Genomic DNA, 16,681 nt, shown 5'->3' on the forward strand with positions numbered 1-16,681 from the left:
CCCCGGAGGCGTCGCCTCCGGGGCCACCGTGGCTCAGCGGCCGGTCCGCTTCACCCCGTTGACGAACGCGGTCCACGCGGACGGAGAGAACGCCAACGGCGTGCGGGCGGTGTCCTTGCTGTCCCGCACGGGGACGCCGCCCCGCCGAACACGAGACCCGGAGCCCACTCGACGCAGTTGCCCCCTTGGCCGTCGCTGTAGCTGGACTTGGTCCACCCCGTCGTCATGGTGAGCTCCTCGTCGCCCGGAGGGCAGGGGTCAGCGCTGGTCGCGCTTCACGTCCTCGATGAAGGCTGTCCAGGCAGACGGTGGGAATGCCAACGGCACGCGGTTGACGTCCTTACTGTCCCGCACCGGGACGACGCCGCCGCCGGACACGAGACCCGGGGCCCACTCGACGCAGTACCCGCCTTGTTGATCGCTGTAGCTGGACCTGATCCATGTCGCGCTCATGTGCGCTCCTTACTGTGCTGATCAGTGCCGCTGAAGCCTGCGGCTCCAACGCTGAGGCTCGCAATTGGTCGAAGAAGGCTGACGCCCTGGAAACGACGTCCGACGCCTCGTAAGACCGCCCACCTTGAGGGCCCTCAACGTGCACAACCGTCTTGTTGCCCGCGTAGTCCAGGATGGCGAATGGTGCCGTCAATGCGACATCCCGCGCGTCGAAGGGCAGCACCTGCACAGTGACGGTCGGGTGTCGCCTTGTCTCATTCAACACGTGTTGCAGTTGCTCCGCCGTGATGCGCGGCGAACCGACCTGCGTCCAGAGGCTCGCTTCATGCAGCACCACCCATAGTCGAAGCGGATTTGCGCGGCCCAGAAGCTCCCGACGTCTCAGGCGAGTGACAAGCAGGGCTTCCCGGTCGAGTTCCGGAGCCCAGTACCGACCGCTTTCCAGCACCGCTTGGGCATACTCCCGCGTTTGGAACATACCCATCATGAGCGTTGTGGAAAAGTCCCGGATGCTGGTCGCCTCTCGCTCGGCTTCAACGTAGGGCGCAAACCAATCCGGATACTCACCGTCGACCACACGGCGGAGCTGGCGGACGAACAGGTCGCCCGTTCCGAACGTGCGGTCGCATGCCTCGGCAAACTTCACGGACGGCAGGATCTTGCCCGACTCCACCTGGCTCACGTAGCTCTGCGTGTAGCCGGTGACCGTCGCGAACGCCGTCTGCGAGATCTTCCGTGCTTTCCGGACCCGTTGGATGTCTGCACCGAGCCCCAGCGAGTTATTAATAGGGTCTAAGCGCTTGCGAGACGTCCCCATGCTGACCAGCCCTCACTGCCCGCAAAGCGGGACTCATCGGTACAGGTGCCATAAAGAATGGCACTTATACCGCGTCATCGTAGCCCTCCACGTGTTGTGCTCACCACAGTGAGTCACCAACTCGACCGCCAGGTGGGAACGATGGAGCAATCGGAAGTCGGGGGCGAGGCACGCCCCTGCGAGGACTGCGCGTGGTATCGCACGATGATCAGCCGCGCGGCGGGCGACCCGCGGCCCAGGGCCGACCTCGAAGCGCTCTTCGGGGCGCACTTGCACCGCAACCACGCGCCGGAGGCACCCGCCGAGGGGCACCGCCGCCTGCGGAGTGTGTGAGGTGTGGGCCGTGGGCGAGCGGGCCCAGGACCGGAAGTCCGGGAAGACGGGGCGGGTGATCCAGGTGACGGGACCGGCCCCGTTCATCTACCGGCTGCTGCTGCACGAGGGCGCCCCGCCCATCGTCGTGTACCGGTACGGAGACCAACTGCGCCGCGTGCCGGCGACGTCAGTCGCCGGGACGAGGGCGGAGGGCGTCGACGATGAGGTCGAGCCGGGGTCCGACCCGGTGCGGAGCATCGCCCGCGGGGGTGGCGAGGAAGAGGCCGAGCAGCAGGGTGAGGACGTCGTCCGGGTCGACGTCACCACGGAGTGAGCCCTCCCGCGCTCCGGCCTCCAGGACGGTCGCGACCGCCGCGGTGAGGCGCCCCCGTGTGTCGGGGGTGGCGATGCTGCCGGAGGCCCAGCCGGCGCGGAGGGTGTCGAGCAGGCCGCGTTTGGCGGCGACGAACGCGGCGTAGCGGTCCAGCCAGGCGCGTAGCGCGGCGTCGGGGGGCAGATCGGCGAGCAGCGCGGGGGCGGCGGCGACGACTTCGTCCAACTCGACGGCGTAGACCGCCTCCACGAGCGCTTCGCGGGTCGGGAAGTGGCGGTAGAGCGTGCCGATGCCGACGCCCGCCTCGCGGGCGACGGCGTCGAGCGGGACGGCGCCCTCCGCGGTGGCGAACACGGTGCGCGCCGCGGCGAGGAGTTTTTCGCGGTTGCGCCGTGCGTCGGCGCGGGCGGGGCGGCCGGGCGCGGGGTCGGGCGGCGGCTCGGGCGGATTCAAAACGGAGGACCCTCCGGTAGTGCTACGGTCATAAGCGGAGCACCCTCCGCTTAGTCCATCGTCTCACGGGAGCCGCACCTCATGACGACCTCCTCGACACCCTCGACGCCCTCGACCCCCTCGTCCGACCCCACCACGGCCGCCGGCGTCCCCCGCGCCGGAGGCCCCGGCCGGCTCGCCGGCCGTACCGTCTCCCGCGTCGGCTACGGCGCCATGCAGCTCGAACGCCTGCACGGCGACCGCGCCTCGGCTCTGGCGATCCTGCGCCGCGCGGTCGAGCTGGGTATGGACCACGTCGACACCGCCCAGTTCTACGGGAACGGCTTCGTCAACGGCCTCCTCCGCGAGGCGCTCCGTCCCGAGGACGGCGTGCTCGTCGTCAGCAAGGTCGGTGCCACCGCCAACCCCGGCGGCCGCTTCCCGCTGCGGCTGGCACAGCGGCCCGAGGAGCTGCGGGCCGAGGTCGAGGCCAACCTCGACGCGCTCGGCCTGGAGCAGCTTCCCGTGGTCAACCTGCGCCGCGCGGAGACCGGTCCGGGGCTGCGCGCCGAGGGCGAGCAGATCGTCGACATCGACGATCAGCTCGCCGTGCTGACGGCCCTGCGCGACGAGGGCAAGATCGGCGGGCTCGGGATCAGCAACGTCGGCCCCGAGGAGTTGCGCCGGGCGCTCCCGGTGGGCCTGGTGTGCGTACAGAACAGCTACAGCCTCGTCTCGCGCGGCGATGAGGACATGCTCAGGACCTGTCTGGCCGAGGGCATCGCCTGGGTGCCGTACTTCCCGCTCGGCAGCGCGTTCCCCGGCATGCCGAAGGTGACCGACGAGCCCGCCGTCCTCGCCGCGGCTCAGGCACTGGGCGCCACCCCGTCGCAGGTCGGGCTGGCCTGGCTGCTGCACCACGCGCCGCACACGCTGCTCATCCCGGGGACGGCCGACGCCGCGCACCTGGAGGCGAACGTCGCCGCGGGCACGCTCGCCCTCGATGACGCGACGCTCGCCACGCTGGACGCGGTCCCGAGCCGGTCGGCGGAGCTCACGTTCGAGTGAGCCCCCTCGCGCACCCCGCGTGAGCTCCCGCCGCCTCAGCGCTCCTGCCTGCGCAGCGCGTCCTCGGTGACGGGGGTGAAGAAGTTGACGAGGTTGCCGTCCGGGTCGCGGAAGAGCAGGGAGCGGTTGCCCCACGGCATCGTCGTCGGCTCCTGGACGATCGCGCAGTCCAGCGAGGACACGCGCCGGTACTCCGCGTCGACGTCGTCGACGCGGAACTCGATGATCACCGAGTGGTTGGCGGCGGGGCGGGCGACGTCCTCGCCGAACAGCGCCAGGGTGCGGGTGCTCGCGAGGGCGAGCGTGCAGGACGGTGTGACCAGCTCGGCGAAGTCGGGCGTCGCCCACCTCGCCGCCAGGGCGGTGACCTGCTCGTAGAAGGCGACGAGGCGCGCGACGTCGTCGGTGATCATCCGGAGGGAGACGCAGTTCATGAGGGTGGCCTTTCGTACGGGCTGAGGACCCCGGGGAGGCGGGGCGTCTCGCACGCTACGGGCGATACCGGGCAGAATCCGCCCGGTATCCGCGAGACACTTTCCGCATGCCGACCTCGACCGCCCGGGTGCTCGCCCTGCTGGAGATCCTCCAGGGCGGCGGCCTGCGCACCGTTCCCGATCTGGCCGCCCGCCTCGGCGTGGACGAGCGCACCGTCCGCCGCTACGTCGGCCACCTGCTGGACCTCGGCGTGCCCGTCGACGCGGTGCGCGGCCGCCACGGTGGCTACCGGCTCGCGCCCGGTTACCGGATGCCGCCGCTGATGTTCACCGAGGAGGAGGCTCTGGCCGTGGCGCTGGGCCTGTTGGCGGGCCGCAGGGCCGGACTGTTCGCCAGTGACGTGGCGGCGAGCGAGAGCGCGGCGGCGAAGCTGCGACGGGTGCTGCCCCGGCGTCTGGGGCAGCGTCTGGAGGCACTGCTTCAGACCGTCGGCTTCACGGAACGGCCCCGCCCCGCCGCAGCGCCGGAGGCGGAGGTGCTGCTCGAACTCGCCGAGGCCGCGCGCCACCAGCGTCCCGTGGCGCTCACCTACAGCGACCGGAAGGGGCGCGCAAGCGACCGCACGGTGCTGCCGTACGGTCTCGTGGCGCATTCCGGGCGCTGGTACCTGACGGCCGCCGACCAGGGGGCCGCCGACCAGACCGCCGGGGACGGCGAGGTGCGTACCTTCCGGCTGGACCGGATCGTCGCGCTGTCCGTGCGGTCAGGTTCGTTCGACGTCCCTGCGGGTTTCGACCCGGTGGCCACCGTGCTCGACGGCATCGCGCGCACGCCCTGGGCCCACGAGGTGGTGGTGCGCGTCCGCGCCGACGTCCCGCACCTCCGCCGCCACCTGCCGGCCGCGATCGCCACGGTGACCCCGATGGCGACCGGAGCCGACGGGGCCAACGGGGCCGACGAGGCCGACGAGGCCGACGAGGCCGACGGAGACACCGGATGGGTGCGGGTGCGGCTGAGCGCCGAGCGGCTGGAGTGGGTTCCGGCCGTGCTCGCCGCCGTGGACCGCCCGTTCGTCATCGAACGCCCCGCCGCCCTGCGCGACCTGGTGCGCGCCCTGGCCCGCCGCCTCGACGCACACGCTTCCGCCGCCGGCGGAAGCGGCCTTCCGCCCGGATGAGAAACGACCGCGGCCCGGTGTGTGTGGGGCACACCGGGCCGCGGAAGGTGGGGGGTTACCCAGCGAACTGGGTGGCGGGTGTCACTCGCGTGGCACCCCGGGTGTCACTCGACGACGTTGAGGAGCAGGTTGGGCGAGCCCTCGCCCGGGTTGCCGACGACGTCCTTGGCGGCGCCGTCCGTCAGCGCCTTGGAGACGGCCTCCGGGGTGGCGTCCGAGTGTCCGGACAGGTAGACCGCCGCGGCGCCCGCGACGTGCGGGGAGGCCATGGAGGTACCGGAGATGGTGTCGGTGGCGTCGTCACCGGTGTTCCAGGCGGCGGTGATGTCCACGCCGGGCGCGTACAGGTCGACGACCTTGCCGTAGTTGGAGAAGTCGGCCTGCGCGTCGGTGTCGTCGGTGGCACCGACGGTGATGGCTTCCGGCACGCGGGCGGGCGAGTTGTTGCCCGCGTCCGAGGACTCGTTGCCGGCGGCCACCGCGAAGGTGACGCCCGCCTTGATGGAGTTCTGCACCGCCGTGTCGAGCGCCTCGTCGGCGCCGCCGCCCAGCGACATGTTGGCGACCGAGGGGGACTTGGCGTTCTTGGTCACCCAGTCGATACCGGAGACGACCTGCTCGGTGGTGCCCGAGCCGTTGTCGTCCAGGACGCGGACGGCCACCACGTCGGCCTTCTTGGCGACGCCGTGCGCCTCGCCCGCCACCGTGCTGGCGACGTGCGTGCCGTGTCCGTTGCCGTCGGAGGCGTCGTCGTCACCGTCGACCGCGTCGAAGCCGCTGGTGGCGCGGCCGCCGAAGTCCTTGTGCGTGGTGCGGACACCGGTGTCGATGATGTAGGCGGTCACGCCCTCGCCGGCGCTGTCCGGGTAGACGTACTTGTCGTCGAGGTTCAGCTCGGGCGTGTCGATGCGGTCCAGGCCCCAGTTGGGCGGGTTGGCCTGCTCGGCACTGACGGTGTGCTTCTGGTTGGCGAAGACCTTGTCGACCGCCGGGTCGGCGGCCAGCTCCTTGGCCTCGCTCGCGGACATCTTCGCCGAGTAGCCGTTGAGGGCCTTGGTGAAGGTTCTGCGGACCTTGCCGCCGTGGTCGGCGATGACCGTCTTGCCCTTGGCGGCGGCGGACTTGGTGCTGACCGCCGACTTCTTCATCGTGACGATGTAGCTGCCCTTGACGGCGTGTGCCGACTTGGCGCCCACGACCGTTCCGGTGGCCGGTGCCTCCGGGGCCGCGCTGGCGGGAAGCGCCGTGACGGTACCGATGGCGGCGGCCGCGACCGCCGCGGATATGCCGAGAGCAACCTTCTTGCGCGTCACTGCCATGGGGAGGGTTCCTCCTCGTGTGGGGGGGTGCGCCTGTGGGGTGCGCGTTCGGCACGCTAGGCGCATTGTCATTGGCGGGACAAGAGGTGGCTTGCCCGGACCGACGAAGGGTCAATTGCCGTACCGGCGGTCATTCTTCGCGGCTCGGTCAGCCGGCGCACGCCCCCGGCCGGACCGCACGTTTACGGCGTTCGCCCTCGCCACTCCGCACCGCCCCCGCGGGACCGCTCAGTTGGCCGGCTCGTGGGCGGTGCCCGCCTCGCCGCGCCCCGCCGCGCTCGGCGTCTGCGGCACCCAGCCGAGGCTCGCCGCGCGCATGCCGAGCTGGAAGCGGGTCGTGGCACCCAGGCGTTCCATCAAGCCGTGCAGCCGCCGCTGGAAGGTGCGGTAGCTGATGCCGAGTTGCCGCGCCATCACCTGGTCGGTCATGCCCGTCGTCAGCAGCGCCAGCAGCCTGGCCTCCTCGTGGCTCGGCCCGTCGGGCGCGCCGGGACGCCGCCCCGCCAGGTACTCCGAGATCGGCAGTGCTCTGCCCCACAGCACCTCGAAGAACTCGCACAGCACCTCCAGCAGCCCGGAGGGGTGGACGACGACGCTGCTGGCCAGTTCGTGGGGCGCGGCCCGCAGCGGGATCAACGCGATGTGATCGTCCGCGATCAGCATCTTCGTCGGGGTGTCGGCCATCACGCGGGCGTCCTCCCCCAGCCGGGCCGCCGCACCGATGTCCCCCTCGAACCGGTGGGAGGCGGCCAGCCCGTCGGTGTCGTAGATGACGCGGTAGCCGACGCCACGGCGCAGCATCTGCGCCTGGACCGGCATCATGCCGGTCTTCGGATCGAGGCGGTCCGGATCGCTGTTGGCGTACGGCGGCCGGTCGATGCCCCGTATCTGGGCGCGTGCGCTGCGCTGGAGCTGGTCCACCTGGCGGATGACGGCCGCCCGCCCGGTGACGATCTCCACCAGGTCCAGCGGGTCGCGGCCCGGCGCGTTGGCGCGGAACCGCGCCGCCAGATGCTGGATGTGGCGGCGGGTCCTGTGGATCTCCTCCTCCCGGGCGAGCAGCAGCGACTCGAAGGCGATCTCGGGCGCCACCGGAAGGTAGCGCGCCTCGCCCTGGCCCCGGTCGGCGGCGAACCGCCCGACCAGGTTGAGCTTCTCCAGCGCGGTGAGCGCCGCACGGACGCGGGCGGCGCTCAGCCCCGCGGCGGTGCGCAGCTCGCCGACGGTCACGGCGCCGTCCACCAGCGCCTCGTAGACCTGCTGCTCGACCGGGTCGAGATCCAGAGCCTCCAACATGCTGGGCATCCTCAGCTCGGTGGCGAGTTCACGTCAATGACCGAACCCCGCCAGCACCGCGCCAAATAGAGAGGAACCCTTCGGAAACCGGCCCCGGGGAGTCCACGCATACCCCGCCAGGGCATCTGGTTAGGGTGGGCGCTATGCCGACGGAGCAGTTCACGCGCCACCCCCGCACCCCCTGGTGCGCCCGCGCGCTGCTGCTCGCCGCCCTGCTCCTGGGCCTGGTCACCATGCACACCCTCGGCCACCCCTCACCCGAGCCGGCGTCGGCCGCACCGACGGCCGCACCGACGGCCGCAGTAGCGGCCTCGACGGCACGGGGCGGCGACGTGACCCCGACGGCACCGGCCGAGGCCGCCGGGCCGCCCGGATACGCCATGCCCGTCGCCCAGGCCGTGCCCGGCGCGGACAGCGCGCCCGCCGGCCAGAACGCGTCCATCGACCAGGCGGCGCACGCCGCGCACGCCGCCGCGCCGCCCCAACCGGGAGGGCACGGCGCCGGGCACGGCGACGGCCACGGCACCGGGATGGACCCCACCTCCGTGTGCCTCGCCGTCCTGGGCGTGTGGTCGGCCGTCGCGCTGCTGGGCCTGCTCGTCCTGCTGGTGCTGCGGCGGCGCCGAGTGGCGGATCTCGCCGCCGCGTACCGCACCCGGCTGCTGCGCACCCTGTGGCCGCTGCCGCCGCCCAGAACCGCCGTCCGTCTCGCACGGTTGTCGATCCTGCGGACCTGACAGGGCCCGCACGCCGCCCACTCACCCCGAGGCAAGCCACCGGCTGCCCGCGGGGCCCGAACGATGCGCGCCGCGGGCGCGCGCGGGCGTGCGTGTGTCCAGGTACGACATCAGGAGACGACCACGCGAGGTATCCCCATGCGTTCCCTTCCCACCCGTCGCACCGTGCTCGGCACCGGTGCGGCCCTCACCGCCGGCGGTCTGCTGGCGGCCTGTTCCGAGCCCCGGAGCGCCGACAGCGCGGGCGGCGGACACCGCTACGTCGAGCCCGACGGAGCCGAGGTACGCGCCGCCGAGGCCGACCGCCCGAAGGGCCGTACCGAGAAGGTGCGGCTCACCGCCACCCCCACCCGTCTGGAGCTGGGCACCGGCACGACCGTTCCCACCTGGGCGTACGGCGACCAAGCACCCGGCAAGGAGGTGCGGATCACCGCGGGCAGCACGCTCGCGCTGACACTCGCCAACCACCTGCCGGAGGCGACGTCCCTGCACTGGCACGGGCTGGCGCTGCGCAACGACATGGACGGGGTGCCCGCGCTCACCCAGCGGGAGATCAAGCCGGGCGCCGAGTTCACCTACCGCTTCGCCGTCGCCCACCCGGGCACGTACTGGTTCCATCCGCACTCGGGTGTCCAGCAGGACCGGGGGCTGTACGCGCCGCTGATCGTGGAGGACCCCAAGGAACCGCTGGAGTACGACAAGGAGTGGGTGGTCGTCCTCGACGACTGGGTGGACGGCGTCGAGGGCTCCACTCCGGACGGCGTCCTGGCCGAGCTGAGCAAGGGCATGGACCACGGCGACAGCGGCACGGACCACGGCGGCATGGACAAGGGCGGTACGGACAAGGGCGACGGCGGCAAGGACGGTTCGAGCTCGTCCGGTGGTCACGGCATGCACGGGACGGGCGGTGGCTCCCGTCCGGCGGGGAAGGGGGACAGTGGGGACAAGGGGCCCTCGCGGATGATGATGGGGGCCACGAGTGAGCTGCTGGGCGGCGACGCGGGCGACGTGAAGTACCCGTACTACCTGGTGAACGGCCGCACCCCGCACGATCCGGAGAGCTTCCGGGCGCGGCCGGGCGACCGGGTGCGGATCCGGCTGGTCAACGCGGGCGGCGACACGGCCTTCCGCGTCGCGCTCGGCGGCCACCGCATGACCGTCACCCACACCGACGGCTACCCGGTCGAGCACGCCACCACGGACGCGCTGCTGCTGGGCATGGGCGAGCGCTACGACGTGCTCGTCACCGTCGAGGACGGCGTCTTCCCGCTCACGGCGCTGGCCGAGGGCAAGAAGGCGCAGGGCCGTGCGCTGCTGCGCACCGGCGGCGGCGCCACGCCGTCACCGAAGGCCCGCCCCGGGGAGCTGGACGGCACGCTGCTGACCGCCGACAAGCTCAGGGCCGCAGGCCCGGTCCGCCTGGAGGCGGGCAGGCCCGACCGTACGGTCACCTTCAAGCTGACGGGCTCCATGGCGCAGTACGACTGGGGCATCAACGGCGAGAGGTACGACCCGAAGCAGCGCCATCCCGTCACGGCGGGCGAGCGGGTGCGGCTGCGGTTCGTGAACACCACGGACATGTGGCACCCCATGCACCTGCACGGCCACACGTTCGCCCTGCCGGACGGAGGTCCGCGCAAGGACACCTCCATCGTGCTTCCCGGCAGGACGCTGGAGGTGGACTTCGACGCCGACAACCCGGGCCTGTGGATGGTCCACTGCCACAACGTCTACCACGGTGAGGCGGGCATGATGACGGTACTCGGCTACCGTAAGTGAGCACCTGGGGCGGGCGCCGGACGGCCGGTCGGGGGCCCGCCCCTAAACGTCAGCCCGACGATTACACTCGGGCCCGTGGCTCAACTACGTCTCGCGCTGAATCAGATCGACTCCACCGTCGGCGACCTGGAGGGCAATGCCGCGGCCGTCCTCCGCTGGACCCGGCACTCCGTCGAACAGGGCGCCCACCTGGTGGCCTTCCCGGAGATGATGCTGACCGGCTACCCGGTCGAGGACCTGGCGCTGCGCCGGTCGTTCGTCGACGCGTCACGCACCGCGGTGCGCGACCTCGCGCGGCGGCTGGCCGACGAGGGGCTGGGCGAGGTGCCGGTCGTCGTCGGCTACCTCGACCGCTGCGCACAGGGGCAGTCCCGCTACGGGCAGCCCGCCGGGGCGCCGCAGAACGCGGCCGCGGTGCTGCACCGCGGCGAGATCGTCTTGACGTTCGCCAAGCATCACCTGCCGAACTACGGCGTCTTCGACGAATTCCGCTACTTCGTGCCGGGCGACACGATGCCCGTCATCCGCGTCCACGGCGTCGACGTGGCCCTCGCCATCTGCGAGGACCTGTGGCAGGAGGGTGGCCGGGTGCCGGCCGCGCGCAGCGCGGGCGCCGGGCTGCTGCTGTCCGTCAACGCCTCGCCGTACGAGCGGGACAAGGACGACACCCGTCTGGAGCTGGTCCGCACGCGCGCGCGGGAAGCGGGCTGCACCACCGCCTACCTGGCGAAGACCGGCGGCCAGGACGAGCTGGTCTTCGACGGCGACTCGATCGTGGTCGACGCGGAAGGCCGGGTCCTCGCCCGGGCTCCCCAGTTCGAGCCCGGTTGCGTCGTCCTGGACCTGGAGCTGCCCGCTGCCGCCGCCACGCCGCCCTCGGGGACCGTGGACGACGGGCTGCGCGTCGAGCACCGGGTGCTGACCGCCGAGCCGCTCGCGGCGTACGAGCCGGAGGCCACCGGCAGCGAGGCGCCGCGCATGGAGGACGACGAGGAGATCTACACGGCGCTCGTCGTCGGCCTGCGCGCCTACGCCGCCAAGAACGGCTTCCGTTCGGTGCTGATCGGGCTGTCCGGCGGCATCGACTCCGCGCTGACCGCCGCTGTGGCCTGCGACGCGGTGGGCGCCGAGAACGTCCACGGCGTCGCCATGCCCTCCCGCTACTCATCCGAGCACTCCAAGGAGGACGCCGCCGAGCTGGCCGAGCGCACGGGCTGCAACTTCCGCACCGTCGAGATCGAGCCGATGTTCGCCGCGTACATGGGCTCCCTCGAACTGACGGGCGTCGCCGAGGAGAACCTCCAGTCCCGGCTGCGCGGCACCCTGCTGATGGCGCTCTCCAACCAGGAGGGCCACATCGTGCTGGCCCCGGGCAACAAGTCGGAGCTCGCGGTGGGCTACTCGACGCTCTACGGCGACTCGGTCGGCGCCTACGGCCCGATCAAGGACGTCTACAAGACGAACATCTTCCGCCTGGCCACCTGGCGCAACCGCGCGGCCCGGGAGCGCGGCGAGACCCCGCCCATCCCGGAGCGCTCGATCACCAAGCCGCCCAGCGCCGAGCTGGCGCCCGGCCAGGTCGACACGGACTCGCTGCCCGACTACGACGTGCTCGACGGCATCCTGAAGCGGTACGTCGACGGGGACCAGGGCGCCGCCGACATCGTCGCGGCGGGCTTCGACGCGGAGACGGTGCGCCGCGTGCTGCGGATGACCGACCGCGCGGAGTACAAGCGCCGCCAGTACCCGCCGGGCACCAAGATCTCCCCCAAGGGCTTCGGCAAGGACCGCCGTCTGCCGATCACGAACGGCTGGCGGGAGGGCTGAGAAGTGGGGCCCGCCCGCCGTGCGGCGGACGGGCCCGGCCTTCCGGCTACCGGGAGGTCACTCCTGGACCATCAGCGCCCAGCCGCGCATCGGGTCCAGCTGGCAGATGTAGTTGCTGTAGCCGTGGCGCTGGTAGTAGGCGCCACCGGTCTGGCACTGCGTCTTGTTGGGGTACCAGGCCACGAACTCCCAGGCGGCGGCCTGCCCGACGGAGGACGTGCCGGCCGTGGTGTGCTGCGGCGCGGCGGCGGCCGGGGCCGCGGCGGCGAGGCCGCCGAGCAGTGCGACGGCTGAGGCGGTGACGGCGAGACGGACCGAACGGGATCTCATGCGGGTTCCTCCCTGGAAACACGGACGGACCCCACGGGAGGACGCGCCGAAACGGCGGCGGGCACGTCTGTCCGACGAACCCGACGCGACGCCTCAACTCGCTGTTCGCGCGGTGTAGTTGGCGACCCCCGTGGTGCTGTCGAAGAGCGTATGCAGCGACGGGGGTGCCTGCCAGCGGCATAACCCGTGACTCAGGTCACACATGCTTCACATCCGTCACCGGATACCCGAACGCCCCACGGGTGGTACGCAACCCCACGGCGGAGTACACAGCCGCACGGCCGCGTACACAGACGGCGCGGTACGCAGCCGCACGGCCGAGTACGCGCGGACGTCCCATGGCGGAGTTGGCGGAGCGCACGCGAACGCCCCGCGGCGCAGCGCGCACGGCGGGGCGTTCACGGGGTGCACGCCTCAGCTGCCCGAGTGGACCTCCACAGGGTGCTCGCCCGCGCGGGCCACCACCCGCGACTCGCCGCGGGCCGCGGCGCCCGCCATGAGCGCGATCGCCAGACCCGCCAGGGCGAGGACCGCGCCGACGAGGGTCGGCGACATCCAGCCCCAGCCCGCCGCGATGACGACACCGCCGAGCCAGGCACCGCCCGCGTTGGCGAGGTTGAACGCCGAGTGGTTCGACGCCGAGGCCAGCGTGGGCGCGTTCGAGGCGGCGCGCATCACCAGCATCTGGACGGGCGTGGTGATCAGGAAGCCGACGGCGCCCAGCAGCCCCACCAGCAACAGGGCCGCCCACTTCACCGGCGCCGCGAAGTGGAAGACCACCATGATGACGGCCATCAGCCCCAGCGCCGCGTACAGGGTGCGGCGCGGTGCCCGGTCGGTCAGCGGCCCCGCGACGAGCGTGCCGAGCGTCATGCCGATGCCGAAGAGGGCGAGCACCCACGTCACGGACGACTCGGCCAGCCCGGTGACCTCCGTCATCATCGAGGCGAGGTAGCTGTAGACGGCGAAGACGCCGCCGAAGCCGAAGACGGCGGTCAGCAGCCCGAGGACGACCTGGCGGTTGCCCAGGGCACGCAGCTCGTGCCGGACCCCGCCCTGGTGCTCCAGAGGCAGGCGCGGCACCAGCAGGGCGAGGGAGACCATCGCGACCAGGCCGATGAGGGTGACGACCACGAAGGTGGCGCGCCAGCCCAGCTGCTGGCCCAGCGCGGTACCGCCGGGGACGCCGACGATGTTCGCGACGGTCAGCCCGAGGAACATCGTGGCCACGGCGCGGGCGGCCCGGCCCTCGCGCACCAGGCGCGCGGCGACCACGGCGCCGACACCGAAGAAGGCGCCGTGCGGCAGCCCGGCCAGCACCCGCCCCGCCAGCAGGGTGCCGAAGCCGGGCGCGAGGGCCGAGGCGAGGTTGCCGAGCGTGAACAGGGCCATCAACAGCAGCAGCATCAGCTTGCGCGGGACGCGCGCGCCGACGGCGGTGAGCAGCGGGGCGCCGAGGACGACGCCGAGCGCGTAGGCGGAGACCAGGTAACCGGCGGTCGGTACGGACGTGCCGAGATCGTCGGCGACGTTCGGCAGCAGGCCCATCATCACGAACTCGGTGGTGCCGATCCCGAAGGCGCCCACAGCGAGTGCGAGCAGAGCCAGAGGCATGCGGTAAGAACCTTTCGGGAGAATTTCGAGCTATGTCGAGCTAGACGGAACGATCAGGGGGTGCGCGGGCACGCGCGAGCCAGGCAGGGCGGCGCGGCGCTGGGCGCCCTGCGGGGTGTGCCGGCACTGAATGTTTTGCCGAAGAACAAAGTCTCGCAGCCAGATGTTCCGCGGCGCAAAACACGGCGTTAAGGGCAGGCGAAACCGGCCGCGGCCCCTGCCCGGCGCCCTCCTGTCGCGAGCGCACTGTCGCGAGCGCGCTGTCGCGAACGCGTGCACGCGGGGTGGGCGCCCGTGCTCACCCGGCGAGGTTCAGCTTCGCCCCGATCGGCAGGTGATCGCTGCCGGTGGACGGCAGGGTCCACGCGGAGACCGGATCCGGGCCCTTGACCATGATCTGGTCGATCCGCGCCATCGGGAACGAGGCGGGCCAGCTGAAGCCGAACCCGTCGCCCGCCGCGCCCTGCGCGGAGCGCAGCTGCGAGGTGATGGGGGCGAGCGCACGGTCGTTCATGGTGCCGTTCAGGTCGCCGAGGAGGACCACGTTGTCCGCCGGGTCGTCGGAGAGCGCGTCACCGAGCGCGTTGGCGCTGCCGTCCCGCTGCCCGGCCGTGAAGCCCGCGCGGAACTGCACGCGCACGGACGGCAGATGCGCCGCGTAGACGGCCACGTCCCCCTTGGGCGTCTTGACGGTGGCGCGCATGGCACGGGGCCAGCCCATCTTGAGGTCGATGGGCCGGGTGTCGGTCAGCGGGTACTTGCTCCAGATCCCGACCGTGCCGGTGAGCTTGTGGTACGGGTGGGACTTGTCCAGGCCCTCCTCGTACGAGGCGGCCTGCGTGCGGGAGACCTCCTCCAGCGCGATGACGTCCGCGCCGGAGGCGGCCAGCTTCCTGGCCGTGCCCCGGGGATCGGGGTTGTCCGCGTTGACGTTGTGGGTGACGACCGTCAGATCACCCGCCGCGCTGGTCGACTTGTCACCGAAGACGCCGCCGAACAGGTTCAGCCACACGAGCGAGGGCAGCACCAGGGCGAGCAGCGCGGTGGCCGATCGGCGCAGCACCCCCACGATGAGCAGCACGGCGATTCCCAGGCCGCCCCAGGGCAGGAACGTCTCCCACAGCGAACCGATGTTGCCGATGGAGTTGGGGATCTCCGCGTGCAGGAGGAACACCAGGGCGAGGACGACCGCGAGCGCCGCCGGCACCCAGCCGCGCCGCCACTTGCCCGGTCCCGACCAGCCGGGAAAGCCCCGGCCCTGGCGGCCGTCCGGCCGCCGTGCGAGCCGGGAGAACAGTCCCGCCCGCCGGTCGCCTTCCTCGCTGTGCGTGGCCTCCGACGTGTACGCGCGCGCCATCCGCCGTCCTCACTTGCCTGTGCTGGTGCCCGATGAACGATAGGTGATGCCGGTTCTCGACCAGTTAAACGCTTCGGTCCAACTGCTGTTTTCGCCCAGAAACCGGTGGGGTCGCCCGGAACCCGGTGGGTTGGGTGGAGAGTCTGCTGGGAGGACGAGGGGAGGGGCCTGCCGGGTTCCGGCTGGTCGAGGCGGTTTCGCGGCTGTGACACAACGCCCGTCCCACCGACTGCGCATGCAGAAAGGTACACGGCTGCGCACGCGGAGCGCACCCGGCTCCGCACGCAGAGCGTACGCGGCCGCACACGCAGAGCGCATCCGGCCGCACACGCAGAGCGTACGCGGCTGCGCGCGCAGGGGCAGACGGCCTGAGCCCCCGGTCCGCCGAGGTGGCGCACCCCTACCGGGGCCGCCGGGTGCGTGCCAGCATGGGCCCTGATCCGGAGACGCCGTCAGGGCGCTTCGAGACGACATTTTGGAGACAGAGCCATGCCACAAACGCTCTACGGGGGAACCCGGAATCGCCGTGTGACCGTGCGCGACCTCGCACTCGCCAAGGAGCGGGGCGAGAGGTGGCCGATGCTCACCGCGTACGACGCGATGACCGCCTCGGTCCTCGACGAGGCCGGCATCCCCGTGCTGCTCGTCGGCGACTCGGCCGGCAACTGCCACCTCGGCTACGAGACGACCGTCCCCGTCACCCTCGACCAGATGACCCTGCTGACCGCCGCCGTCGTCCGCGGCACCAGCCGGGCCCTCGTCGTCGCCGACCTGCCGTTCGGCTCGTACCAGGAGGGCGAGGTCCAAGCCCTGCGCAGCGCCACCCGGCTGGTCAAGGAAGCCGGGGCAGGCGCCGTGAAGCTGGAGGGCGGCGAGCGCTCCGCCGACCAGATCGGGCTCCTCGTGCGCTCCGGCATCCCCGTGATGGCGCACATCGGACTGACCCCCCAGTCCGTGCACGCCATGGGCTACCGGGTACAGGGCCGCGGCGAGGAGGCGGCGGACCAGCTGATGCGGGACGCCAAGGCCGTCCAGGACGCCGGGGCCTTCGCCGTCGTCCTGGAGATGGTGCCCGCGTCCGTCGCCGCACAGGTCACCCGGGCGTTGCAGGTGCCCACCGTCGGCATCGGCGCGGGGGCCGACTGCGACGCGCAGGTCCTGGTGTGGACCGACATGGCAGGTCTCACGCCCGGCAAGCTGCCCCGCTTCGTGAAGCGGTACGCCGACGTGCGGGGCGCGCTCAGCGACGCCGCGCGCGCCTACGCCGAGGACGTCGTCTCCGGGGCGTTCCCGGCAGCCGAGCACTCCTACGAGTGACCCTTCAACCCCGCCGTCTCCCGCCCGTCCGCCGCCTCCCGGTGGCGGGCGGGCGGCAACCGACAGCGCCCCGG

At 72.1% G+C, this 16,681-nt stretch carries 16 protein-coding genes and 1 pseudogene; 7 read left to right on the forward strand and 10 right to left on the reverse strand.

The window, feature by feature from the left end; genetic code table 11:
- Window positions 1-33: 33 nt before the first annotated feature.
- The 3 genes and pseudogenes from MMF93_RS09380 to MMF93_RS09390 all read right to left on the reverse strand — a co-directional run bounded on the left by MMF93_RS09380 (window position 34) and on the right by MMF93_RS09390 (window position 1,270).
- The gene (locus MMF93_RS09380; protein WP_479685622.1) at window positions 34-216 is read right to left on the reverse strand and encodes a DUF397 domain-containing protein; all 183 of its coding nucleotides are present in this window, start codon (window positions 214-216) and stop codon (window positions 34-36) included.
- A gap of 42 nt (window positions 217-258) precedes the next feature.
- Window positions 259-387, reverse strand: a pseudogene (locus tag MMF93_RS09385) (DUF397 domain-containing protein); the annotation flags it as partial.
- Window positions 341-1,270 carry a helix-turn-helix domain-containing protein gene (locus tag MMF93_RS09390; RefSeq protein WP_341483241.1) on the reverse strand — a complete coding sequence of 310 codons (930 nt, stop codon included), beginning with the start codon at window positions 1,268-1,270 and terminating at the stop codon, window positions 341-343. The gene MMF93_RS09390 and the pseudogene MMF93_RS09385, both read right to left, overlap by 47 nt.
- Before the next feature lie 141 nt (window positions 1,271-1,411).
- Here MMF93_RS09390 and MMF93_RS09395 point away from each other — a divergent pair, with 141 nt between their 5' ends.
- Window positions 1,412-1,603, forward strand: coding sequence for a hypothetical protein (locus MMF93_RS09395; protein ID WP_242750735.1), 192 nt, complete (start codon window positions 1,412-1,414; stop codon window positions 1,601-1,603).
- Window positions 1,604-1,772: 169 nt separating this feature from the next.
- On the opposite strand, the gene MMF93_RS09400 is transcribed toward MMF93_RS09395, so the two are convergent.
- The gene (locus MMF93_RS09400; RefSeq protein WP_242750736.1) at window positions 1,773-2,372 is read right to left on the reverse strand and encodes a TetR/AcrR family transcriptional regulator; all 600 of its coding nucleotides are present in this window, start codon (window positions 2,370-2,372) and stop codon (window positions 1,773-1,775) included.
- 81 nt (window positions 2,373-2,453) lie between these two features.
- Between MMF93_RS09400 and MMF93_RS09405 the strand changes: the two genes are divergently transcribed.
- Entirely contained in the window at window positions 2,454-3,419 is a 966-nt protein-coding gene (locus MMF93_RS09405; RefSeq protein ID WP_242750737.1) for an aldo/keto reductase, read from the forward strand.
- Window positions 3,420-3,454: 35 nt separating this feature from the next.
- Here the strand turns inward: MMF93_RS09405 and MMF93_RS09410 are convergent, their stop codons facing one another.
- A complete protein-coding gene (locus MMF93_RS09410; protein ID WP_242750738.1) occupies window positions 3,455-3,853 on the reverse strand; it encodes a VOC family protein in 399 nt (132 codons plus the stop codon).
- A gap of 107 nt (window positions 3,854-3,960) precedes the next feature.
- Here MMF93_RS09410 and MMF93_RS09415 point away from each other — a divergent pair, with 107 nt between their 5' ends.
- On the forward strand, window positions 3,961-5,031 hold the full coding sequence (locus MMF93_RS09415) for a helix-turn-helix transcriptional regulator (protein ID WP_242750739.1): 1,071 nt from the start codon (window positions 3,961-3,963) through the stop codon (window positions 5,029-5,031).
- A gap of 104 nt (window positions 5,032-5,135) precedes the next feature.
- Here MMF93_RS09415 and MMF93_RS09420 read toward each other — a convergent pair whose 3' ends face one another.
- On the reverse strand, window positions 5,136-6,350 hold the full coding sequence (locus MMF93_RS09420; protein ID WP_242750740.1) for a S8 family peptidase: 1,215 nt from the start codon (window positions 6,348-6,350) through the stop codon (window positions 5,136-5,138).
- 228 nt (window positions 6,351-6,578) lie between these two features.
- Complete coding sequence (locus MMF93_RS09425; protein ID WP_242750741.1) at window positions 6,579-7,655, reverse strand: helix-turn-helix transcriptional regulator; 1,077 nt, start codon at window positions 7,653-7,655, stop codon at window positions 6,579-6,581.
- A 134-nt stretch (window positions 7,656-7,789) separates the two neighbouring features.
- Between MMF93_RS09425 and MMF93_RS09430 the strand changes: the two genes are divergently transcribed.
- The 3 genes from MMF93_RS09430 to MMF93_RS09440 all read left to right on the forward strand — a co-directional run bounded on the left by MMF93_RS09430 (window position 7,790) and on the right by MMF93_RS09440 (window position 11,989).
- The gene (locus tag MMF93_RS09430) at window positions 7,790-8,383 is read left to right on the forward strand and encodes a hypothetical protein (RefSeq protein WP_242750742.1); all 594 of its coding nucleotides are present in this window, start codon (window positions 7,790-7,792) and stop codon (window positions 8,381-8,383) included.
- A gap of 138 nt (window positions 8,384-8,521) precedes the next feature.
- A complete protein-coding gene (locus tag MMF93_RS09435) occupies window positions 8,522-10,162 on the forward strand; it encodes a multicopper oxidase family protein (protein WP_242750743.1) in 1,641 nt (546 codons plus the stop codon).
- Between the two features lie 75 nt (window positions 10,163-10,237).
- On the forward strand, window positions 10,238-11,989 hold the full coding sequence (locus MMF93_RS09440) for an NAD+ synthase (RefSeq protein WP_242750744.1): 1,752 nt from the start codon (window positions 10,238-10,240) through the stop codon (window positions 11,987-11,989).
- 57 nt (window positions 11,990-12,046) lie between these two features.
- Here the strand turns inward: MMF93_RS09440 and MMF93_RS09445 are convergent, their stop codons facing one another.
- The 3 genes from MMF93_RS09445 to MMF93_RS09455 form a co-directional block, all read right to left on the reverse strand.
- On the reverse strand, window positions 12,047-12,319 hold the full coding sequence (locus MMF93_RS09445; RefSeq protein ID WP_242750745.1) for a hypothetical protein: 273 nt from the start codon (window positions 12,317-12,319) through the stop codon (window positions 12,047-12,049).
- 414 nt (window positions 12,320-12,733) lie between these two features.
- Window positions 12,734-13,933: an MFS transporter gene (locus tag MMF93_RS09450; protein ID WP_242750746.1), complete on the reverse strand. Its 1,200-nt coding sequence runs from the start codon at window positions 13,931-13,933 to the stop codon at window positions 12,734-12,736.
- 298 nt (window positions 13,934-14,231) lie between these two features.
- Window positions 14,232-15,290 carry an endonuclease/exonuclease/phosphatase family protein gene (locus MMF93_RS09455; RefSeq protein ID WP_242750747.1) on the reverse strand — a complete coding sequence of 353 codons (1,059 nt, stop codon included), beginning with the start codon at window positions 15,288-15,290 and terminating at the stop codon, window positions 14,232-14,234.
- Between the two features lie 489 nt (window positions 15,291-15,779).
- On the opposite strand from MMF93_RS09455, the gene panB reads away from it, so the two are divergent.
- Window positions 15,780-16,607, forward strand: coding sequence for a 3-methyl-2-oxobutanoate hydroxymethyltransferase (panB, locus tag MMF93_RS09460; protein WP_242750748.1), 828 nt, complete (start codon window positions 15,780-15,782; stop codon window positions 16,605-16,607).
- The last annotated feature ends 74 nt before the right edge of the window (window positions 16,608-16,681 follow it).

This window comes from Streptomyces tubbatahanensis (assembly GCF_022699385.1).
GTDB lineage: Bacteria > Actinomycetota > Actinomycetes > Streptomycetales > Streptomycetaceae > Streptomyces > Streptomyces diacarni.